We start from the raw sequence: 21,319 nt of genomic DNA, 5'->3' as shown, positions 1-21,319 counted from the left end.
TTACGAGCGAAAGGCCGAGCACTTCCTGGCCTTCGTCGGCATCGCCGCAGCCCTCATCAGCTACCGCAGGCTCACCAACTGAAACGACGTCTAAGTGCCTTGTGCGGATGCCTCCCCCTTGCACTGCATATCGCCGCCGCGCTGCTGATCAATGACCCGGGCAAACCGGTCAAAGAGCTGGCAGACGATCTCGCCGACGCAACGACCAGGATCGATCAACTGGACGACGGCGAGCGGGCGGTAGGAGCCGCCTTCGATATGTCATACCGCCGTCTGAGCGACGACGCGGCACGGCTCCTGCGGCTCCTGGCCATCGCGCCCGGCCCGGAGACTGGACTGGAGGCCTTGACAGCACTCGCCGGCTCCGTCCCGACACCACGCGACCTCGACGCACTCGTCAGGGCCCATCTGATCGAGGCGGGCAGCAACCGCGGCCGCTGGCGCATGCACGACCTGGTCCGCGCCTACGCCGCCGCCAAAGCGAGCGAGAACCTCGACTACAGCGCGGATGCCCAGGCCGCACGGGCTCGGCTGATCGACCGATATCACGCCCGCGCCCTGGACAGCCATGCCTACCTCAAACCCGTCACCGGAGAAACGCTGCGCAGCGGCTTCGCCGACCGGCACGAGGCCCTGGCCTGGCTGGACGGGGAACGCGCGGGGCTCGTTGCCGCCACCCAGTGGGCAGCAGATCCGGCACATGCCCCAGTCGCTACTGAGTACGCCCTGAGTCTGTGTCACTACCTGGGCTGGCAGCGGCACTTCGACGATGCCGCCACCGTGTATGGTTACGCGATCCAGGGCGCCCAGCTGCTAGGGGATCCCTACCTGGAGGCAATGTCACAGGACAACCTGGGGATTGCCTTGCGTTACCTGCGCCGTGTCGACGCCGCCATCGAAGCACACGAACGCGCCCTGGAGGCCTTCCGCGCGCTCAGGTCCCCGCTGGGGCAGGGCAAAGCGACATACAACCTGGGCAACGCCCTACTTGCTGCTCGCCGTTTCGATGTGGCTGTCGAGGTCTTCAAGACGGCGGACACTCTGCTGCGCGCTTCGGGAGCGAAGCACACAGCGGCAATGGCACAGAACGGACTTGGCACTGTCTACTTGAGGACGGGACGCTTCAGCGAGGCGCTGGAACGGATCAACGGCGCCTGCGAAGTTTTCCGATCCCTTGGAGACACGTATCTCGAAGCCGTCGCCACCAACAACAGGGGGCGGGCCCGGCGATGTCTCGCACGGTTCGAGGCCGCTTGCGAGGATCATGCGCGGGCCACGCAGCTCTTCGGACTGCTGAGTCATGCCGAGGCCGCAGCCACGGCCCGCAATGATCTCGCCCTCACTCTGCTGAGAATGGGCCGGGTCGCCCAGGCCGTGGAGCACCATGCCGAGGCGCTACGTGCGTTCCGTGAGCAGCGAGAGCAGTACCGAGAGGCGCTGGCCCTCAACGACTTGGGCGCTGCGCTCACAGCTCTGGGACGCCACGAGCAGGCCGCGGAATGCCACAGACGGGCCCTGTCGCTGTTCCGTGAGGTCTTCGCGGACGTCCACGGTCAGGTCCGTTCGCTCGAGCTTCTCGCCACCGCCGCGTCGGCCCTTGGCCATACCGAGGAGGCGGAAGGGGTCCGACGTGAGGCAGTCCGGTTGCAAGGGACGGTGGCCGGTGGTTGAGCTGTCCACGACCGCGTCAGTGATCTTCCTCCAGCCCATTACATCGTGCAACCTCGATTGCTCGTACTGCTATTTGCCGCAGCGTTTCGTCCGCCGACGCATGTCGGACAAGGTAGCGGACAGCGTGGCGCGCGCCGTACGAGCATGGTCGGACACACACCCGGTACGAGTGGTGTGGCACGGTGGGGAACCGCTCACTTTAGGTGTACCCGGTTTCACCGAGCTCCTGGAACGCTTTCACGCGGGCCGGAATCATATCCGGCACGCTGTGCAGACCAACGCCACGCTCATCGACGACGCTTGGTGCGACGCTTTCCTCCGGCATCGCGTCGATGTAACGGTCAGCTTGGACGGTCCGCAAGGGTTCAACCGCCAGCGCACCACTCGCGGCGGAGAGGAGAGCTTCGCCGCGGCTCTGCGTGGCGTCTCCAAGCTGCGCGGTCACGGAATTCCCTACTCGGCGATCGCCGTGGTCCGGGATACGGACCCCGAACGAGCGGCGGAGCTGTACGACTGGTTCGCGGCACTGGGATGCCGAACTCTCGGCGTCAACATCGTCGAACGGAAAGGCACCCATTCCAAGGCGTCAGTGGATGACGACCAGGTCGTCGCGTTCTGGGCCGCACTGGCCGCTCGATGGAGGGCCGACCAACGGGTCCGAATCCGCGAGTTCGACCACGCCTGCCGCTACCTCGCGGCCGAACTGTCCGGGCAATCCGAGGACAGGGCTCTGGTGCCCCGTGACCCGATGCCCATGATCAGCTGGGACGGCGAGGTGACGGTGCTGGGGCCGGACCTGGCGGGTTTCTCCTCCGCGCGCCTGGGCGCACTCACCGTCGGCAACGTAGTCGACGGTGCCCTGACCGAACTGATACGGCACGCTGCGGAAACCACCTGGGTGTCCGAAGCCCTGGAGGGTATCGAGGCGTGCCGAACCAACTGCGACCACTTCGCCTACTGCCTCGGCGGTCAGCCGGCGAACAAGTACTTCGAGACTGGCCGCTTCGACGTTACGGAAACCACGTACTGCCGCAACAGCAAAAAGCGCCTCATGGAGGGACTGATCCGCAGTGTCCAATCATCCCGAGTCCGGTGAGAGCCTGCACAGGCGTGTCGAAGCCCATCGGTCCGCCCTGTCCGCGCTGGTCTCGGAGACAGCCCTGACCCCGTCCGCTTCCGCCCAGCCAGTCCTGCGCGCAGACGTCCTGGTCTCCGCGACTATGGACGAGTGGTCAGACGGACGGGACCATCGCGCCTACGACTGGTGCAGCGAGCCCTCCGAGACCACCGAGGAGACGACGGCTTCCGACTCTCTTTCGGATCCAGCGGAAGAGGCGGTGGCAGGGGAGGACAGCACGTCCGCCGACACGGAGACCCGCGACTGACGAGCCCGGGACGACACGTCATATCTCCGGGTACGCATCGGCTCGCTCGTCGCACGCCGCATGGTCGCCCCGGAGCGGGCGTCGAGGGCGGTGGCGGTGATGTTCGCCTGGCTGACGGTCGCGAACGTGCTGGACCCTACCATTCGGCGCCCTGGTCGGCGAACGCTGGGGCCGGCGTGCCACGTTCTGGGCGATCACCCGCATAGGCGTCATCGCCGCGGTCGCCATCGCCGTGCTGGTGCCGGGCTGGGCGGCCTCGCGAACAGGCCGCATTCCAACTGCGCGCCTTCCGGTCGAGGCAGGTCTGTCTGACCCTTGCCGCACTCGGTTACGGCGAGGTGTTCGGCGCGATCAGCTACCTCGCCTACACCTTCACCCGGGTCACCGGCTTCTCCAGCACGGATGTCGCCCGGCTGCGCGTCGTGTACGGCAGCGGCCTGGTGATCGGGAACATGGTCGGTGGACGCACCGCCGAGCGCAATCGCGACCTTACGTTGATCGCTTCCTTGGCCGGTCTCACCGTCACTCTCACCACGTTCGGGCTGCCGGCCGCCGGCCCGACCGCGTCGGTGGTCCTGGTCTTCCTGACGGGACTGTTCGGGTTCGCCAGTGCTCCGGCTCGATCACGCGTGTCACCGACCACGCTCGCGGGGTGCCGCTCGCCGCCGGCGCCAACGTCTCTGCCTCCAGCATCGGCAACGTCCTGGGCGCCTGGCTCGGCGGCTTCGCCGTGAGCGCCCGCCTCGGCTACACCGCTCCGCTGCATGCCGGGCGCCGCCACCGTCCTGACCGGGCCCGCCGTGATGATGGTTGCCGCACGTCGATAGGGTCGGGCAGAGCCCACACCACGGACCTCGGGCTGTCCAGGAACCGGCGTCCGCAGGCTGAGGGCCTTGCCGCGCCACCACGGACGGCGGCACCACGGGACAGCAACGCGCTGACGACGGCGCCCCCTGTCCCCCGGTCGCCCCGAGAACGCTGGATCACTCTTGGCGATGCGGGCGACGGCTGCCCGTGGAGCATGCACGCGTCCCGGTGCAGTGGCCGGTGAGGCGCGCCGGGTTTCCTGCCGGGTTGCCTGATTCTTCGGCTGAGGGCAGCGTGGTCTGTATCGGCCAGTTGTCCCGGGAGGAGTGTGCTGTGGCCGTGGTCTCCAATGGGGCGTCGCGGACGACGTGGCCGCGGCTGCGAGTCGCCGACTGGACCGAGTCCCGGGACACACTGCACATGTGGACCCAGATCGTCGGCAAGATCCGGCTGGCCCACGCGCCCCTGGTCAATCACTGGTGGCAGGTCACCTTGTATGTCAGCCCGCGCGGCCTGACCACGTCGGCGATCCCCTACCGCTCGGGGGCCTTCGACATCGAGTTCGACTTCCTCGACCATCAGCTGCGTATCCGCAGCAGCGACGGCGCCAACCGCAGCGTGGCCCTGGAGCCCAGGCCGGTGGCCGACTTCTACCGCCAGACGATGCACGCCCTGAGTGAGCTGGGAATCGAGACGAAGATCAACGCGTCTCCCAACGAGGTGGACCCGGCGATCCCCTTCGAGGAAGACCACCAGCACACTTCGTACGACCCGAGCGCCGCGCAGCTCTTCTGGCGGCAGTTGCTGCAGGCCAATCGGGTGATGGGGGAATTCCGCTCGTACTTCGCCGGCAAGGTGAGCCCCGTGCACTTCTTCTGGGGAGCCATGGACCTGGCCTGCACGAGGTTCTCAGGACGGGCGGCGCCGCCGCATCCCGGCGGCGCTCCGAACTGCGGTGACTGGGTGATGGTGGAGGGCTACTCGCGCGAGTTGAGCAGTTGCGGTTTCTGGCCCGGCGGCGGTGAGGAGGGAGCCTTCTACTCGTATGCCTATCCCGAGCCGGATGGCTTCGCCGACCAGCCGGTCGCCCCGGCCGACGCGTTCTACGACCCTGACTTCGGCCAGTTCCTACTGCCGTACGAGGCGGTGCGTACTGCGGCCGACCCGGACCGGACCCTCACTGATTTCCTGCACACGACCTACGAGGCTGCCGCGGAACACAGCGGCTGGGACCGGGCGGCCCTGGAAGTGGACCCGAACCGGTGGCGACAGCAGGGTAGACCATCACCGAAGAGGAGACCGGACACCCCAGACAGGAATGGGCGATGAACATGGCTCCGCCCCTTGCCGACCACCCCGGTCCAACGGGTTGGACGGCGCCCTTGCCCGTGGTCCACCCGGCGCCGGGTCCGACTCCGCCGACGTCACCGCCGGGAAGCTGCGCGAGCTGCTGGAGCGGCTGATCACCGCCGGGCAGGAGCAGGCGGGTGACCCGGGCATCCTCATCATTGCGGACGCCGGATACGACGCCCCCCTTCGCCTGGCATTCCTCCTGGGCGACCTGCCCGTGCAGGTCGTGGCCCGGATACGAGCGGACCGCGTCCCGCGCAGGGCCGTCCCGCCCCGGCAGGCACACACCGCGGGGCACCCCGGCGGAGTGCGCGGCTTCCACCGGCGGGCGGGCCGGGGTCAGGCCGCGGGGACCTGCGCGCGGTGCGGACCGCGATGGCCGACCGTGCGCCGGGTCACGTCAGCGTGGTGCTGGAGAGAGGAATGCCGAGCCGCTTCACTCGGCAGAGAGTCGTTGGCCGGCCGGATGTCCCAGGCGTCACCGCGCCACCTGAGGGAGACGATGTACAGAGGCGGTACCTCGACCCTCCAGAATGCTCGTGCCGGTGCGGACAGGGCATTGACGAGCAGGGCCTTCACCACGGCTGGTTCGGCGACGGCCACGGCGTCGCCCGTCTGACGGGGCAGGCTGTTGAGCCAGTGCGCGGTCCGGTGGCAGAGTTGACGTACGGATTCGCCGCCGTGCGGCGCGGCATCCGGGTCCGTGAGCCAGGCGCTGTACCCGTGAGGGTCTGCGGCGGCGACCTCGGCCACCCTGTGGCCGCGCCACGTCCCGTAGTCGATGTCGCGCAGCGCCGGATCCACTGTGGTCTCGAGTCCGAAGGCTGCCGCAGTCAGCGCGCAGCAGGTGGAGGGCGACCGCACGACCGGCGAGCGGAAAGGAGTCGCTTCAAGGACGGCACGTGCCTCACGCGGGTCGTCGTCATGGAGAGCGCGGTGACCGAAGACCGCATCTGCGGACATCTCTTCTGTGTGCGCGCATACAAGTGTCAGGCGGATCGTCATGCGACTGCCCTCCTCTGTGGCCCGGCATCACGCCGGCGGGTGTGACACCGCGAGATCGGTGCCGATCGGCCGTCCTGGTGACTGCCGGCCAGGGTGCGCGGTCTGCGCCGGCCGCCGGTCCCCGCCTCACCGGAGCACGGCGGTCGGCGCTGTTGCTCCCGTGTGCTCCTGTCCTCAAGGGTTGGCGGCCCCGGGGGCCGCCACCATCCGGCAGGAGTCCGGAAATGCCCCGCCGACCGGCGGGCGACACCCCCGCCGCCTGGACGGTTCTGGTGTGGGCGACTGCGGGGCGCTTGCCGGCGTGGTACGAATCGGAGAGTGATCCGATGATGAGTGGAGCACGCGTGATCCGGGTACTGGTGGTCGACGACGAGGCCCTGATCCGTACGGGCTTCCGGCGCATCCTCGACGCCGCGGGCGACATCGAGGTCGTCGCAGCGGTTTCCGGTGGCGAGGCGGTCCAGACGGCCCAGGAGAGGCATCCCGACGTCGTCCTGCTGGACATCCGCATGCCGGACGTGGACGGACTCACCGTCCTGGCCGGATTGCTCCGACTGCAGCAGCCCCCGGTGGTGGCCATGCTCACGACATTCGACATGGACGAGTACGTCGTCACGGCCCTGCGCTCGGGCGCGGCAGGCTTTCTGCTCAAGGACACCGATCCGGAGGAGCTCCCGTTCCTCGTGCGGGCCCTGGCCGACGGTGGCACCGTTCTGTCGTCCAAGGTCACGCGGACAGTGGTGAACGGATACCTGCAGGCCGGCTGCCAGGAACCCGCCGCCCGCAGCCTGGAACGGCTGACCGACCGGGAACGCGCCGTGCTCGTCCTCATCGCCGAGGGACTGTCCAACGCCGACATCGCCGCCCGGATGCACCTGAGCACAGGCACGGTCAAGGACCACGTGAGTGCAGTCCTCAGCAAGTTGGAGGTGAGCAGCCGGGTCCAGGCGGCCCTGCTCGCCGAACGCGCGGGACTTCTCAGACCGCCCCGGCGCCTGGAGCCAGGATGATGTCCCGCCGCCTCGCCGACGCCCTGCCGGATGCCGCCTTCGTCGGGGCCGCCCTGATCGACGCGTGGGTCAACATCGACCCCGCCGATCCGCTGCGGATGGCCTTCGCCCTGACCGCCGCCTGCGTGCTTGTGCTGCGCCGGCGCCTGCCGCTGCTCACCTTCGGGCTCACCTTGCCCGCCGTCCTGCTCTCGGACGCGATCTTCGCCGCTCTGGCGGCCCTGTACACGCTCGCCTCGCTCACTCGGCGCCGGACTGTGCTGGCCTTGTGTGCCATGGCGTTGACACTCAGCGACATGACCTCCGCGTCGCCATCACTGCACCTCGGCCTTTGGAACACCTCGGCCCTGATCGCTCTGGGCTATACCGCGGCCACGGCTGCGGCTCCCGTCTTCCTCGGTCAGCTCGTCCAGGCCCGGCGTGACCTGTCGCTGCGGCTTGCCGAGATCTCCCAGGCGCGTGACCACGAGCGGCGGCTGACCGAGCAGGCCGTCCTGGCCAAGGAACGTGCACAGCTCGCGCGCGAGATGCACGATGTGGTCTCCCACCAGGTCAGTCTGATCGCGGTGCGGGCGGGAGCGCTCCAGGTCGGTACGCGGGACGCCGAGGCCAAGGAGGCCGCAGCCACCATCCGTCGGCTGAGCGTGCAGACACTGGACGAACTGCGGCACATGGTGAACGTCCTGCGCGACTCGCAGGGTCGCCCCACGGAACTCACCCCGCAACCCTCGTTGACCGACCTGCGGCGGCTGGTCGACGCCAGCGGCATCGACGCCGACCTGAAAACAGACCTGCCCGACGGCCTCTCGCCGGCCCTCCAGCGCGCTGTCTACCGCACCGTCCAGGAAGCGCTGACCAACGTCCGCAAACACGCGCCCGGCGCCACCGCGACCGTGCACGCCTGCCGCGAAGGCGACACCGTCCGTGTCACCGTCAGCAATACCGCGCCGGCCCGGCCCCCCTTCCCCCTGCCCAGTGCGCACTACGGCCTGATCGGCCTGCGACAGCGCGCCGCGCTGCTGGGCGGCACCGTCACCTGCGGCCCTACCGCCGACGGCGGCTATGAGCTCCGCCTGGAACTACCCACCGAACAGGCACCGTGACCGGGGGCAGGCCCCTGACTGCCGCAACCCGGTCAGCGTCCGCGTTCCCCGAGTTCCTCGACGGCCCGCCTGGCGATCACTCCACTGGCCGGGGTCCGGAGGCAGTGGGAAAATGAACATACATTGGGGAGAAGTTCCAGGATTCCTCAATACTTCTCTGTACGTGCTCCGTATATAAGTTATGACGTCAGATTCGAAGCTCACGCCACGCGCGGCCGAGGTGGGACCTCCGACTTCCCAACAAGTCCCGCCGCCGGGCGATGAGGACGTCGCGCACTCACTGGAGCAGGCCCTCGCGGAAGTGATGGCCGATCTGGTGCGCGTCGAGCAGGTGCCCGTCGACAGTCACTTCTTCGACGACCTGGGAGCCGACTCCCTGGTGATGGCCCATTTCTGCGCGCGGCTTCGCAAGAGGGCGGATCTGCCCTCGGTGTCGATGAAGGACGTCTATCAAAATCCCACGATCAGAGATCTGGCGGCGGCGGTACCCGTGGCGCCTCCACGCCCCGCGCCACCGCGCAGTGCCACCCAGGAGTCACGCACAGGGCCGCCACTTGGTGCCACGGCGCCACCACTTGGTGCGACGGCGAGCACGACGCACTACATCGTGTGTGGATTCCTTCAGGCTCTCGCCTTCCTCAGCTACACCTATCTCGTGGCCGTGGCCACCGCCTGGGGGTACGAGTGGATATCCGCCGGGTCCGGCGTGCTCGGTGTGTATGTGAGGTCGGTGCTGTTCGGCGGCGCCGGCTTCCTGGGGCTGTGCGCCTTCCCCATCCTTGTCAAGTGGATACTCATCGGACGGTGGAAGCCGAGCCGGATTCCCATATGGTCCCTGGGATACGTCCGCTTCTGGATTGTCAGGACGCTGATCCGCTCGGATCCACTGGTGTTGTTCGTCGGCTCGCCGCTGTATGTGCTGTATCTGCGGGCGCTGGGTGCCGACATCGGGCGGGGGTCCGTGATCCTCTCCCGCAACGTGCCTGTTTGCACAGACTTGCTCACCATTGGTGGGAGCACCGTCATCCGGAAGGACTCGTTCTTTTCCTGTTACCGCGCCCATGCGGGCGTGATCCAGCCGGGCCCGGTCAGTATCGGGAAGTCCGTGGTGGTCAGCGAGGCCACGGTGATCGACATCGCGACAGAGCTGGGCGACGGAGCCCAGCTGGGCCATGCCTCCTCGCTGCACAGCGGGCAGGTGGTCCCCGACGGTGAGCACTGGCACGGCTCCCCGGCACAGCGGACCGAGGTGAACTTCCAGGTAGTCGGCGAGACACCGCACGCCACGCTACGCAGAGCGGTGCACAGCGTTCTGCAATTGGTGGCCGCATTGCTGGTGTACGTGCCGCTCGCTGTCGGTGGCGCGGTCATGCTGCTGGTCGCGATCCCTGAACTCAGAATGGTCATCGAGCCGGGACCCGCGGTCATGGCCAACGGCACGTTCTGCCGTGACGTCGCGCTCGCTGCCGCCGTGCTGGTCTTCGGCGGTGTGCCACTGTGCCTGCTGCTCGTCAGCGTGGTACCCCGTGTGCTCCATCGCGCCGTCGTACCGGGCCGCGACTACCCGTTGTACGGATGGCGCCATGCGACACACCGAGCTGTCGCGCGGCTTACCAACAGGAGGTTCCTCACCCGTCTGTTCGGAGACAGCTCCTGCATCGTCCACTATCTGCGTGGCATCGGCTACGGCTTCTCCCACATCGAGCAGACGGGGTCGAATTTCGGTACGGACGTCAGGCATGACACCCCGTTCCTCAGCTTCGTCGGCTCCGGGACGATGGTCGCCGACGGGCTGTCGATCGTGAATGCCGACTTCTCCAGTACCGCGTTCCGGGTGTCCCGGACCTCGATCGGGGCGCACAGCTTCCTGGGAAACCGGATCGCGTATCCGCCGCGGGCACGCATGGGTGACAACTGCCTTCTGGCGACCAAGGTCATGGTCCCTGTCGACGGCGAGATCCGCGAAGGCGTGGGGGTGTTGGGGTCACCCAGCTTCGAAATACCCCGGTCGGTCCTGCGCGACAGCCGATTCGACATAGGCGGCGAGGAGCTTCGCCGTGGGCTGGCGGCGAAGAACAGGCACAACGCGGCCACCATGGGCTGGTACCTGCTGACGCGGTGGATCTACGTTGCGGGCGCCGCGCTGCTCGCCGCCGGGGCCGCCGACACCTATGCGCTGCTGGGCGCGCCTGCCTTCGCGCTGGCCGACCTCCTCGTTCTCGTTTTCACCGCGGTGTACTTCGTCCTCGTAGAGCGCGTCCTCACTGCGGTGAACCGTCCGGGTCCTCTCTACTGCTCGATCTACGATCCCCGGTTCTGGTGGCGCGAGCGTTACTGGAAGGTGCCGTCCGAGACGTATCTGCGGATCTTCAACGGCACGCCGTTCAAGAACCTGATCTGGCGGCTCCTGGGCGTCCGCGTCGGACACAAGGTGTTCGACGACGGCTGCTACGTGACCGAGCGGACGATGGCGGCCATCGGCGACGCGTGCACGCTGAACGCGGGAAGCGTCATTCAGTGCCACTCGCAGGAGGACGGCACGTGCAAGTCCGACACCACCACGCTCGGCCACGGTTGCACGGTCGGAGTCGGCGCCCTCGTGCACTACGGGGTGAGCATGGGCGACGGCGCGGTGCTCGCCCCGGACTCCTTCCTCATGAAGGGTGAGGTGGTCCCCCGGCACTCCCGGTGGGGCGGGAATCCGGCCCGGGAGCTGGATGGGGCCTACGACGGCGCAGGGAGGTGCGACCGATGACCGGCTCAGCCGGCGCCGACGTGTTCCCGGCCGACGACAGGGACTTCTGGCGGTCCGTTCTCACCCGCGGCGGGGTCACCACCATTCCGCGCTGGTCCCTCACGGCGGAGTCGGGCGTTGCGGCGCACGAGACGGAGATCCCCGAGGAAGTCATGACCGCAGCGCACCGGTTGGCCGACGACATGGCCGTGCCGATCAGCTCCGTCCTCCTGACGGCGCACGCCAAAGTGCTCGCCGCGTTGACCGGCGAGCACGAGGTCACCACCGGCTACCTCGCCCAGCCGGGTGACCGGCCGCTGCCGTGCACCCTGACGACGAATCCCCCGTCCTGGAAGGAACTGGCAGGCGAAGCCCGGCGTGCCGAAGCATACCTGCTGGCACACCAGCACCTTCCCGTCGAGGATCTCGAGCGCGAGTCGGGCCTGCCCGGACCACCGAGCGAGGCGGTGTTCGCGCCGTTCCCAGCCCACCACAGGGACGAGGCGGACCCTGACGACGGCCTCCCCACCCGCACTGTGCTGAAGGTCGTGTTCGCACGGCACCGCAGCCGACCCGTCCTTCGGCTGCGGTACCGTCGCGACGCCCTGGACGCCCAGTGCGCCGCACGGATCGCCGGCTACCACCTGACCGCCCTGACCCTGATGGCCGCCGATCCCAGTGCTCCGCACGGGCGGCAGAGCCTGCTGTCCGCCTCGGAGATCCGCTTCCAGCTCGATGGACTGGCCGGTCCACCGCGCGAGCTTCCGCACAGTTGTGTCCACGAGCTGTTCGAGCAGCGCGTACGGGATCACCCGGACACGGTGGCCCTGGTGCACGGAACCCGGCAGTGGACGTACGCGGAGCTCGACGAACGTGCCAACCAAGTGGCCCGGGCCCTGCTCGGGCGCGGTGTCGGGCGCGAGGACGTCATTGCGGTGGTGACCCAGCGCAACCTCAACTGGGCGGCCGCTGTGCTGGGAGTCTTCAAAGCCGGGGGTGTCTACCTGCCCATCGAGCCGCACTTCCCCGCCGATCGCATAGCGAACACGCTGTCCCGCGCCAGGTGTCGGCTCGTGCTGACCGAGCCCGGCAGCACCACGCCTGTCTCCCAAGCCGTCGGCACCCTGCCAGACGTACGGACACTGCTCATCGATGCGGTCTTCGACGAAGTGCACGCAGTCGGCAACCCCGGCACCGACGTGTCCCTGAACCAGCTCGCCTACATCTACTTCACCTCAGGCAGCACCGGAGAGCCCAAAGGCGCGATGTGCGAACACGCGGGGATGCTCAACCACATCTACGCCAAGATCGACGATCTGCGGATCGGCGAGGGGCAGGTCGTCGCCCAGACCGCGCCGCAGTGCTTCGACATCTCCTTGTGGCAGCTGCTCGCGGCCCTTGTCGCCGGCGGGCGCACCTTGCTGGTTCCGCAGGAAGTGATCGGGGACATCCCGCGGTACGTCGACACCATCGCCGGCGGCCGGGTCAACGTCCTGCAGGCCGTGCCGTCGTACCTCGACGCCGTGCTGTCGTACCTTGAGCGGTGCCCGCGCGAGTTGCCCGACCTGCGGTGCGTGTCGGTCACCGGCGAGGCGTTGAAAAAGGAGCTCGTAGAGCGCTGGTTCTCCGCACAGCCCGGAATCAGGCTCGTCAACGCCTACGGGCTCACCGAAACCTCGGACGACACCAACCACGAAGTCATGGACCGGGTACCGGACACCGAGCGGATCCCGCTCGGCCGTCCCGTCCACAACGTGCAGGTCCGCGTCGTCGACGAGAACCTGTCACTGGTACCGCTCGGCGCGCCCGGCGAGATCGTGTTCTCCGGAGTCTGCGTCGGCCGCGGCTACGTCAACGACCCGGAACGCACGCGCCGGTCGTTCACGGCCGATCCCTACCGCACCGGTGACCGGCTCTACCGAAGCGGCGACTACGGCCGTTGGCTGCCCGGGGGCAAGCTGGACTTCCTCGGCCGCCGGGACAGCCAGGTCAAGATCCGCGGCTTCCGCATCGAGATCGAGGATGTCGAGAACGCCCTGCTGAAGGTACCCGGCGTGCACACCGGCGCGGTTGCGGTCACGCAGGGCGAACGGGGCAAGCGCCTCGTGGCCTTCTGCTGCGGTGAGCCTCCGCTCGCGGACAGCGCCATGCGCGATCAGCTGGGCAGGTGGCTGCCCGCCTACATGGTCCCCTCGGGCTTCCACTGGTTCAGCGACCTGCCGCTGACGGTGAACGGCAAGGTGGACCGCAAGGCCCTGACCTCGCTCGCCACGGAGCTGGACAACACCGGGCCCCGCGGCACCGCCGACGCCACCGGCTCAGAGTCCGACGAACCACCGCGCACACCGACAGAAGAGCGCTTGGCCGCCGCCTGGGCCACGGTGCTCGGCATCCCGCGGCACCGGATCGGCCGTCACGATCACTTCTTCGACAACGGCGGGACCTCACTCACCGCGGTGCAGCTCGCCATCCGCCTCGACCGCGCGCTGTCCCTGAAAGACCTCACTCGGCATCCGGTCCTCGCCGACCTGGCCCGGCTGCTCGATGCCCGAGTCGCGTCGTCCCCAACCGTTGATCCGCCACCGGAGGCAATGCGAGATGTCCTCCTCATTCACCACGCGACCGCTCGAGCTGGACCTGCGGCTCGACAGGATGCCGATCCTGACGACCGGTCCGACTGACGCCGCTTCCCGTTGGACGGCCGAACACCGGGACGAGCTGCGGAGCCTTGTCACCGAGCACGGTGCCCTTCTTGTCCGCGGTCTTGGCCTGCATGACCTGTCCGAGACCGCCTCGGTCTTCAGGCAGCTGGCCACTGGCCTGATGGACGAAAGGGAAGCGTTCGCCACACGGCGGACCTACGGCAACGGCGTGTACTCGTCGTCGAAGTGGCCGCCCAACCAGCCGATGTGCATGCACCACGAGCTCAGCTACGCCCTCCGGTTCCCGGGCATCATGCAATTCGCCTGCCTGAGTGCACCCACCAGCGGCGGTGCGACGGCCCTCGCCGACTCGCCGACCGTACTCGACGCCCTTCCAGGCGAACTCGTCGAACGCTTCGAGTACACGGGATGGCTGCTCACCCGGAACTACAACGACGACATCGGCGCCTCCTGGACCGAGGCATTCGGTACCGACGACCGCACCTGCGTAGAGAACTACTGCCGCGCCGCCGCGATCGAATTCACCTGGCTGCCCGACGGCGGCCTGCGCACAAGGCAGCGCCGCAGCGCCGTGATCCGTCACCCGCTCACGGGGCGGCGCTGCTGGTTCAACCAGATCGCGTTCCTCAGCGAATGGACACTGGATCCCGAAATACACGAGTACCTGGTGGATCTCTACGGCGCCGACGGGCTGCCGTTCAACACCCGGTACGGGAACGGCGACGCGATCTCACAGGAGACCATCGACCTCATCAACAGGGTCTACCAGGCCAACACCGTACGTGAACCCTGGCGGGACGGCGACCTGCTGCTTGTCGACAACCTGCGCACCGCACACAGCAGGGAAGCCTACGACGGACGGCGCGAGGTGCTTGTCGCCCTGGCCGACGCCGTGCAACTGGCCGACTGCTCGCCGACCGTGGAGGTGATCCCGTCATGACCACCGCCTACTCCCCCGCCACCCGGTTCACACCGTCCGGGACGCCGCGTGTGCCTGCCTTCGCCGTCGTCTCCGGGGCGCAGGTGCAACGGGTGCTGCAGGGCAGGGAACAGCGAATCGTGGAGCTGGTCGAGGACGCCTATCGGCTGCACGACGAAGGGGACTCGGTGAACCCGCCCTCCTATTTCCTGCGTTTCGACGATCGTCCGACTTCCCGGATCATCGCGCTGCCCGCGTCGATCGGTGGCGCCACACGGGTGGACGGCCTCAAGTGGATTTCCAGCTTCCCCCAGAACGTGACCGCCGGCATCCCCCGGGCATCTGCGGTACTCATCCTCAACGACCATGACACCGGCTATCCGTTCGCGTGCCTCGAAAGTTCGATCATCAGCGCTTCGCGAACGGCGGCGTCGGCCTCGCTGGCGGCCGATTGGCTCAGCCGGCACCGGCCGCGCCCGACGAACGTCGGCTTTGTCGGAACCGGACTGATCGCCCGTTACATCCACACGTACCTGGCCGGCACGGGTTGGTCGTTCGAGAATGTCGGCGTGTACGACCTGTCGCCGGAGAACGCCGCAGCCTTCCGTTGCTGCCTGGAGCAGTCCGGGGCCGCGGGGAACATCACCGTGCACGACAGCGCCGAAGAGGTGATCCGCCTCAGCGACCTGGTCGTCTTCGCCACGGTCGCCGCCCGTCCCCACATCCACGACCCGGCATGGTTCGCGCACCGTCCGCTCGTCCTCCACGTGTCGCTGCGCGACCTGGCGCCCGCGGTGCTGCTCGCGTCGGCCAACATCGTCGACGACATCGAACATTGCCTGCGCGCCGACACATCACCGCACCTGACCGAACAGCTCACCGGCGACCGCCAGTTCCTCGACGGCACACTCGCGGACGTCATGGCCAGGCGCATCGCACCGCCGGCGGACCGTCCTGTGGTCTTCTCACCCTTCGGCCTGGGGGTACTGGACCTGGTCCTCGGCAAGTACGTCTACGACCAGCTCGCCGACTCCGGAGAACTGCACGTCGTCGACGGCTTCTTCCATGAGCTGAGCCGCTACGGATGAGAGGCCGGCGGCACCAATCGGGCACCGCGCCGCCCTTCAACCCACGGAGGCCATCGTGCCAGTCATATCCGAGCCGTACGGCTTCAACGAGGAGGACCTCTACGTCGACCTGCAGTCGATCTTCGGGCTTCCGCTGTTCCTGAAGTGCGAAGGCTTCAATTTCGCCGGTTCCATCAAACTGAAACCGGCCACGGAGATGGTCGAGGCCGCGGAACGGGCTGGGGTGATGACGCCCGACTCCATCCTGGTGGAGTCCTCGTCGGGCAACATGGGTGTGGCTCTGAGCGTGATAGCGGCCAGCAAGGGCTACCGGTTCCTGTGTGTGACAGACTCGCGCTGCAACCTGTCGACCCGGCTGTTGATGGAGGCGCTCGGCGCCAAGGTCCACGTCATCACCGAGCCGAGCCCGGACGGTGGTTTCCTCGGTGCTCGTCTCGACGACATCCGCAGGCGGTGCCTTCGGGACAAGCGGTATGTGTGGTTGAGCCAGTACACCAATGCGTACAACTGGAAGGCGCATTACCACAGGACAGCGCCGGCGATAGCGCGTTGGTTCCCTCATCTTGACGTCCTGTTCGTCGGTGCGGGCACCACCGGAACGCTCATGGGCTGTGCCCGCTGGTTCAGGCACTGGCACCGCCCCGTGCGGATCGTCGCGGTCGATACGGCCGGCTCGGTGACCTTCGGCGGAAAGCCCGGACGCCGGATGCTCCCCGGCCTGGGCATGAGCATCCGGCCGCCCCTGCTCGACACGTCGTACGTGGATGAGGCGATACAAGTCGAGGAGGCCGACACCATCCGGGCCTGCCATCGCCTGGCCAGCCACGGTTTCCTCTTCGGCGGCTCCACGGGCACCGTGGTCAGCGGGGCGATCGACTGGCTGGCCCGATGCGACACCCCACGCCCCACTGCGGTGGCCATCGCCCCGGACCTCGGCGAGCGCTACCTCGACACCATTTACCAAGCCAACTGGATACATGATCTCTACGGTGACGATGTCCTGCCCACCGATGCGCCGCCCCACGCTGATCCCCTTGAAACCCGATCAGCACCGTCCGTGCGGTCGCCCGGCGGGCCGTAGGCGTCGGACGCGCGGGCTGTCACCCCTCGATCACTGACGGCCGGGAGCACTCCACCGTAACGGCCGTCAGCACAAGGTCGGCGCAAACCGCGAAACGCCCGTCGAACCCAGTCGGCGCCGTCGTGTCGATGACGGGCTCCAGCAGACGCCCGTGAAAGGTTCCGTCGGAAGAGTCCACCGTGACGAACACATCGGTGAAGTCCAGCCACTTACGGGTCAGCGGGAACCACGCCTTGTAGATGCTCTCCTTGGCGCTGAACAAGACCCGGTCCCAGTGGACACGCCCGCGGGGCAGGTCACCAACGGCCGCCAGTTCCGCATGGTTGGTGATCGCTTCCAGGACATCGGCCGGCAATGGGTCGTGGGGTTCGCCATCAATGCCCATCGCGGCCAGGTCCTGCTCCAGCGCCACTGCCGCGGCGCAGTAGCCGTGGCAGTGCGTGATGCTGCCGACAATCCCCCGCGGCCACACCGGTTCGCGATGCGTCCCGATCAGAATCGGGGAGGCCGGCCGCCCCAGCGCTCGCAGGGCGCGCCGGGCGCAAGTCCTGCCGGCGGCGAACTCCCACTTCCTGTGTTCCGCCACCCGACCCAGAGCTTCGGCCTCCTCGGGCAGGAGCCGCACCTCGGAATCGCGCCCCACCATCTGCGCCGCACTCACGACGGCGGGCAGGAGCCCGACGATGGACACCGCCGGTTTCCGGCTGGAAGGCCAGGGCATGGCACCGCGCCTCTCATCCCGGGTCACGGACGTCACGACCCCAGACACCTTCGCGCGGCGCGGCCTCTGCGACGAGCCGGTCGCCAGACCGACGCCGGCCCAGCCTGCGATCCGGGGCAGCCACCGCGTGGCGCCGTGGTACTGGAGTCAGCTGCGCTGGCCAGGCCATAGCAGCAGTTTCACCCGCCTGCACCTCTCGCGCACCCTTCGTGCCACCGTTGCCGCTCCAGCCGGCGACGCGGCGGCACTCCGCGCTGGGGCGCTGCTGCCGCGGCTCAACGCTCCCCGGCTCGCGCGAGGAGCGCCTCGACGGCCGACCGGGGACGTCCTTCGAGGTGCGGATGGGCATGCTGCCGAAGCCCACGTACACCGGTGGTGTGCGGCGTCCGGGGACGCCGGCGACTCTGCCTGGAGTGGGCGTTCGCCGGCTGATGTCAGGAGCTCGTGAGGATGACGAGTCGCTGGGTCGCTCGGGTCATCGCGACATAGTGGTCGACCGCTCCTTCGATGTCCTTGCCGAACGCCTCTGGGTCGATAAGGACGACCAGGTCGAACTCGAGCCCCTTCGACAGCTCCGGGGTCAGCGACCGGACGCGGGGCGTCGCCCGGAACGTGGGATCGCCGATGACGCAGGCGATCCCGTCGGCATGTGCGGCGAGCCAGGTGTCGAGGACAGAGCTCAGATCGGAAGCAGACCCGTGTACGACGGGGACGCCGCTGCTGCGGATGGAGGTCGGCACGTTGGCGTCCGGGAGCACGGCCCGGATGACCGGCTCGGCTTCCGCCATGACTTCTTGCGGCGTCCGGTAGTTGATGCTCAGGGAGGCCAGGTTGATCCGGTCGAATCCGATCCGCTCGAGCCGTTCCTGCCACGACTCCGTGAACCCGTGCCTGGCCTGGGCGCGGTCCCCGACGATGGTGAAGCTCCGGGACGGGCACCGCAGCAGCAGCATCTGCCACTCCGCGTCGGTCAGTTCCTGAGCCTCGTCCACGACGATGTGCGCGAACGGGCCGGCGAGCAGGTCCGGGTCGGTGCTGGGCAGTGCGGTCTCGTCGACCAGGGCGTCCTGCAGGTCCTGTCCGTGCAGCATCGTCACGGCGCCCTCGCCGTCGTCATCGGCCGCGAGCAGGGTGTCGACGACCTTGGCCATCTGCTCGCGTTCGGCGGCGACAGCGGCCTTGCGCCGACGCTCACGCAGTGCCGCCTCCGGGTCGCCGAGCCGCTGCCGTGCCGCGTCCAGGAGCGGCAGGTCGGACACCGTCCAGGCCTGGGCGTCCTCGCGCCGCAGCTTGTGAACGTCATCGCGGCTGAGCCAGGGAGCGCACATCCGCAGGTAGGCGGGTACCGACCACAGGTCTCCGACGAGGTCGGCCGCTTCGAGCAGCGGCCACGCGCGGTTGAAGGCCGTGAGCAGGTCCCTGTTCTGCCGCAGCGACTTGCGGAGCAGGTCGGCCGAGACGTCGCCGTCGTGCTTGTCCACCAGGATCGTGAGCAGTTCTTCCCAGACCTGGTCGCGCGCCTCGTTGTGCGGAGTACCGGGTTCTGCCGCTTCGAACGCGACGGCCCAGTCGTCGGCGCTCAGCCAGATGTCGGACCAGTGGGTCGTGACCGTCATCCCTTTGGCGGGCGGCTCCTCATAGAACCTGACCGCTGTCTCGATCGCCTTCACCATGGTCGCGGAGGACTTCAGGAGGGCCACGTCCGGGTCGTCCTCGACCGCCGCTGCGGCTCCCTCGGCGACGAGGTCCCGCAGGGTGCAGGTCTGCACACCCTCCTCGCCGAGACTGGGGAGGACGTCGGCGACGTAGGCCAGGTAGGGCCGGTGCGGACCGACGAACAGCACGCCTCCCCTACGGTGACCGAGGCGGGGATCGGAGTAGAGGAGGTAGGCCGAGCGGTGCAGGGCGACGACGGTTTTCCCCGTACCAGGACCGCCGTCGACGACGAGAGCGCCGCGGGATCCCGCGCGGATGATGGCGTCCTGGTCGGCCTGGATGGTGCCGAGCACGTCTCGCATCCGCGCCGACCGGTTGCTGCCCAGGCTGGCGATGAAGGCGGACTGGTCGTCGAGCGCGGCGTGCCCGGCAAACCCGCCCGGGGTGAACACCTCGTCCCAGTAGTCGCTGATCCGGCCGCGGGTCCAGCGATACCTGCGGCGGCTTGCCAGGCCCATCGGGTTGGCGTGGGTGGCTCCGAAGAACGGCTCGGCCGCGGGGGAGCGCCAGTCGACCAGCAGCCGACGACCCGCGCTGTCCGTAAGGCCAAGTCGTCCGACGTACACCGGCTCGGAGTTGTCCGTGCTGATCATGTGTCCGAGGCACAGGTCCAGACCGAATCGGCGCAGTGCGCGCAGGCGAGCGGTCAGCCGGTGGATCTCCGCGTCCCGGTCCATCGCCTGCCGGCCCACGCCGCCGGGCGCCCTGCGCTCGGCATCGAGGCGGTCGGACAGTTCGGCGATCGCCTGCTCAAGGCACTCCGCGATGGCCGCGAAGTGCTGCTCGTCACCCGCGATCAGCGTCGGGTCGGCCTTGGGGGAAAGGCGGTCGGGAAGGTCAAACACGCTGGTGGTCAGCGGGTTCACGTCATCGGCTCCGATCTGAGGTCGCTCGCGGCCATTGTGCGCGGCAAGGCGTCTGGACTGGCGTTGCGTTCCTGGTGGCCATGACGGGCAACGCTCCCCTGACGTGGCCCCATGGCCGCTGTCGGACCAGATCGCCAGGGTGTGCGGGTTCTCGTGTTCCGGGTCCCGGCTCGACGGTCCCGCGTGGTTCATGCGGACGGTGGCGGCCTTTTTCAGCCGACCGCGTCGAGCAGCAGCTTCGCGGCCACCGACGCTCCGTCGGTGCGGACGGTGCCGGCCACGGCCCTCGCTCGTGCGCGGGTCTCGGGGGTCAGGGTCGTCTTGAGCGCGGCGGACAGGGACTCGGTGGTCGTCATGCCGGTCGCCACCAGCGTGTCACATCCCTCGGCCGCCGCGGTGACCGCGTCGAACTGGCCGGCGATCACCTCGGCCGCGCGCTGGGACAGGTTCGCCGACGACGGCGGCGGCACCCCGGTCGTCAGCGCGCGCGCCGACTGGCCGACCGGCACCAGCGGCACGCCGACACCGGCCGGCCGCTGCGCGAAGTCCTCGTCGGGCGGCGCGCACACCCGCGCCTCCGTGCCGAGTTCCCGTAACCGCACCGCGAGTGCCACCAGCGGTTCGACGTCTCCGCGTGACCCATGCGTCGACAACAGCACACGCACTTCGCGACTCCGTTTTCCGCAGATTCTGGCTCAGGTCGGCGATTCTGCGCCACGACCGGGGCCTTGCCGCAAGCCCCCCGGTGCGCTATATGTTGAGAGTGGCAAGGAGTGAGCAACCTCCTTGCCTTCACCCTTTGTCGTCCGCTGTGGACGGACAACCTCCTCACGGAGCGGCGCGCCGCGACGGTGACACGCCCACCGACAGCGTGCACATCGTCGACCTGCCGGATCCCGCTGCCGCCCGCGCGTTCGCCTTCGACGAGCCCAACTATCAGGCCGGCGCGTGCCGCGACGTGCTGCTGCGCCGGTGGCGCAACATGCTGGGGCGCACCATGTGGGATTTCCCCGGTGGCCGGACCGGTGGCAACCGGTACCTGGTCGACGACGGCGTCACCTGGCTGGGTACGACGGTGCTGCTGCGGGCCCCGGACCCGGGCACGGCACGCGCCGTCCTGACCCAGGACCGGTATGCCGGCATCCGAGGTCCACGACTGACAGTTCGGCGGGCGGCCGTCATGAACCAAGGACGCACCAC

Annotated in this window: 16 protein-coding genes and 2 pseudogenes; 14 read left to right on the top strand and 4 right to left on the bottom strand. The window is 68.4% G+C overall.

Annotation, left to right across the window (positions count from 1 at the left end):
* The first annotated feature begins 258 nt into the window (after nt 1–258).
* The 6 genes and pseudogenes from ACIBBH_RS31240 to ACIBBH_RS31215 all read left to right on the top strand — a co-directional run.
* Nucleotides 259–1,671: a tetratricopeptide repeat protein gene (locus tag ACIBBH_RS31240; protein ID WP_399410371.1), complete on the top strand. Its 1,413-nt coding sequence runs from the start codon at nt 259–261 to the stop codon at nt 1,669–1,671.
* Complete coding sequence (gene amcB, locus ACIBBH_RS31235) at nt 1,631–2,767, top strand: cyclophane-forming radical SAM peptide maturase AmcB (RefSeq protein WP_399410357.1); 1,137 nt, start codon at nt 1,631–1,633, stop codon at nt 2,765–2,767. The genes ACIBBH_RS31240 and amcB overlap by 41 nt, the downstream gene beginning before the upstream one ends.
* The gene (locus ACIBBH_RS31230) at nt 2,742–3,056 is read left to right on the top strand and encodes a hypothetical protein (RefSeq protein WP_399410355.1); all 315 of its coding nucleotides are present in this window, start codon (nt 2,742–2,744) and stop codon (nt 3,054–3,056) included. Before amcB ends, ACIBBH_RS31230 begins: the two co-directional genes overlap by 26 nt.
* Nucleotides 3,057–3,394: 338 nt before the next feature.
* Entirely contained in the window at nt 3,395–3,790 is a 396-nt protein-coding gene (locus tag ACIBBH_RS31225) for a hypothetical protein (RefSeq protein WP_399410353.1), read from the top strand.
* A 406-nt stretch (nt 3,791–4,196) separates the two neighbouring features.
* Nucleotides 4,197–5,192, top strand: a complete 996-nt coding sequence (locus ACIBBH_RS31220; protein WP_399410351.1) for a DUF5996 family protein — start codon at nt 4,197–4,199, stop codon at nt 5,190–5,192.
* Between the two features lie 26 nt (nt 5,193–5,218).
* A pseudogene (locus ACIBBH_RS31215) lies at nt 5,219–5,514 on the top strand (transposase); the annotation flags it as partial.
* A 38-nt stretch (nt 5,515–5,552) separates the two neighbouring features.
* Here ACIBBH_RS31215 and ACIBBH_RS31210 read toward each other — a convergent pair.
* Entirely contained in the window at nt 5,553–6,218 is a 666-nt protein-coding gene (locus ACIBBH_RS31210; protein WP_399410349.1) for a histidine phosphatase family protein, read from the bottom strand.
* Between the two features lie 344 nt (nt 6,219–6,562).
* On the opposite strand from ACIBBH_RS31210, the gene ACIBBH_RS31205 reads away from it, so the two are divergent.
* The 7 genes from ACIBBH_RS31205 (at nt 6,563) to sbnA (ending at nt 16,816) form a co-directional block, all read left to right on the top strand.
* A complete protein-coding gene (locus ACIBBH_RS31205) occupies nt 6,563–7,228 on the top strand; it encodes a response regulator (protein ID WP_399410347.1) in 666 nt (221 codons plus the stop codon).
* Complete coding sequence (locus ACIBBH_RS31200; protein WP_399410345.1) at nt 7,225–8,331, top strand: sensor histidine kinase; 1,107 nt, start codon at nt 7,225–7,227, stop codon at nt 8,329–8,331. The genes ACIBBH_RS31205 and ACIBBH_RS31200 overlap by 4 nt, the downstream gene beginning before the upstream one ends.
* A gap of 181 nt (nt 8,332–8,512) precedes the next feature.
* On the top strand, nt 8,513–11,086 hold the full coding sequence (locus tag ACIBBH_RS31195) for a Pls/PosA family non-ribosomal peptide synthetase (RefSeq protein WP_399410343.1): 2,574 nt from the start codon (nt 8,513–8,515) through the stop codon (nt 11,084–11,086).
* Nucleotides 11,083–13,746, top strand: a complete 2,664-nt coding sequence (locus ACIBBH_RS31190) for an amino acid adenylation domain-containing protein (protein ID WP_399410341.1) — start codon at nt 11,083–11,085, stop codon at nt 13,744–13,746. The genes ACIBBH_RS31195 and ACIBBH_RS31190 overlap by 4 nt, the downstream gene beginning before the upstream one ends.
* Nucleotides 13,664–14,668, top strand: coding sequence for a TauD/TfdA family dioxygenase (locus tag ACIBBH_RS31185; RefSeq protein WP_399410339.1), 1,005 nt, complete (start codon nt 13,664–13,666; stop codon nt 14,666–14,668). The genes ACIBBH_RS31190 and ACIBBH_RS31185 overlap by 83 nt, the downstream gene beginning before the upstream one ends.
* A complete protein-coding gene (sbnB, locus tag ACIBBH_RS31180) occupies nt 14,665–15,735 on the top strand; it encodes a 2,3-diaminopropionate biosynthesis protein SbnB (RefSeq protein WP_399410337.1) in 1,071 nt (356 codons plus the stop codon). The genes ACIBBH_RS31185 and sbnB overlap by 4 nt, the downstream gene beginning before the upstream one ends.
* Nucleotides 15,736–15,790: 55 nt before the next feature.
* The gene (gene sbnA, locus ACIBBH_RS31175; protein ID WP_399410335.1) at nt 15,791–16,816 is read left to right on the top strand and encodes a 2,3-diaminopropionate biosynthesis protein SbnA; all 1,026 of its coding nucleotides are present in this window, start codon (nt 15,791–15,793) and stop codon (nt 16,814–16,816) included.
* Nucleotides 16,817–16,835: 19 nt separating this feature from the next.
* Here sbnA and ACIBBH_RS31170 read toward each other — a convergent pair whose 3' ends face one another.
* From ACIBBH_RS31170 to ACIBBH_RS31160, 3 genes are all read right to left on the bottom strand, one after another.
* Entirely contained in the window at nt 16,836–17,573 is a 738-nt protein-coding gene (locus ACIBBH_RS31170) for a 4'-phosphopantetheinyl transferase (protein ID WP_399410333.1), read from the bottom strand.
* A gap of 398 nt (nt 17,574–17,971) precedes the next feature.
* Nucleotides 17,972–20,119: an RNA polymerase recycling motor ATPase HelR gene (helR, locus tag ACIBBH_RS31165; protein WP_399410331.1), complete on the bottom strand. Its 2,148-nt coding sequence runs from the start codon at nt 20,117–20,119 to the stop codon at nt 17,972–17,974.
* 212 nt (nt 20,120–20,331) lie between these two features.
* Entirely contained in the window at nt 20,332–20,784 is a 453-nt protein-coding gene (locus ACIBBH_RS31160; RefSeq protein WP_399410329.1) for a glycosyltransferase, read from the bottom strand.
* Between the two features lie 89 nt (nt 20,785–20,873).
* On the opposite strand from ACIBBH_RS31160, the pseudogene ACIBBH_RS31155 reads away from it, so the two are divergent.
* Nucleotides 20,874–21,279 (top strand): annotated as a pseudogene (locus ACIBBH_RS31155) (YciI family protein).
* Nucleotides 21,280–21,319 lie beyond the last annotated feature (40 nt).

The organism is Streptomyces sp. NPDC051636 (assembly GCF_044453765.1).
Lineage (GTDB): Bacteria > Actinomycetota > Actinomycetes > Streptomycetales > Streptomycetaceae > Streptomyces.
This window is presented reverse-complemented; position numbering and strand designations above follow the sequence as displayed.

Excerpts from the sequence above, each read along its gene's own strand:
- ACIBBH_RS31240 (WP_399410371.1), top strand. The coding sequence starts at position 259 with ATGTCATACCGCCGTCTGAGCGACGACGCGGCACGGCTCCTGCGGCTC.
- ACIBBH_RS31210 (WP_399410349.1), bottom strand. The coding sequence starts at position 6,218 with ATGACGATCCGCCTGACACTTGTATGCGCGCACACAGAAGAGATGTCC.
- ACIBBH_RS31200 (WP_399410345.1), top strand. The coding sequence starts at position 7,225 with ATGATGTCCCGCCGCCTCGCCGACGCCCTGCCGGATGCCGCCTTCGTC.
- ACIBBH_RS31195 (WP_399410343.1), top strand. The coding sequence starts at position 8,513 with ATGACGTCAGATTCGAAGCTCACGCCACGCGCGGCCGAGGTGGGACCT.
- ACIBBH_RS31190 (WP_399410341.1), top strand. The coding sequence starts at position 11,083 with ATGACCGGCTCAGCCGGCGCCGACGTGTTCCCGGCCGACGACAGGGAC.
- ACIBBH_RS31185 (WP_399410339.1), top strand. The coding sequence starts at position 13,664 with ATGTCCTCCTCATTCACCACGCGACCGCTCGAGCTGGACCTGCGGCTC.
- sbnB (WP_399410337.1), top strand. The coding sequence starts at position 14,665 with ATGACCACCGCCTACTCCCCCGCCACCCGGTTCACACCGTCCGGGACG.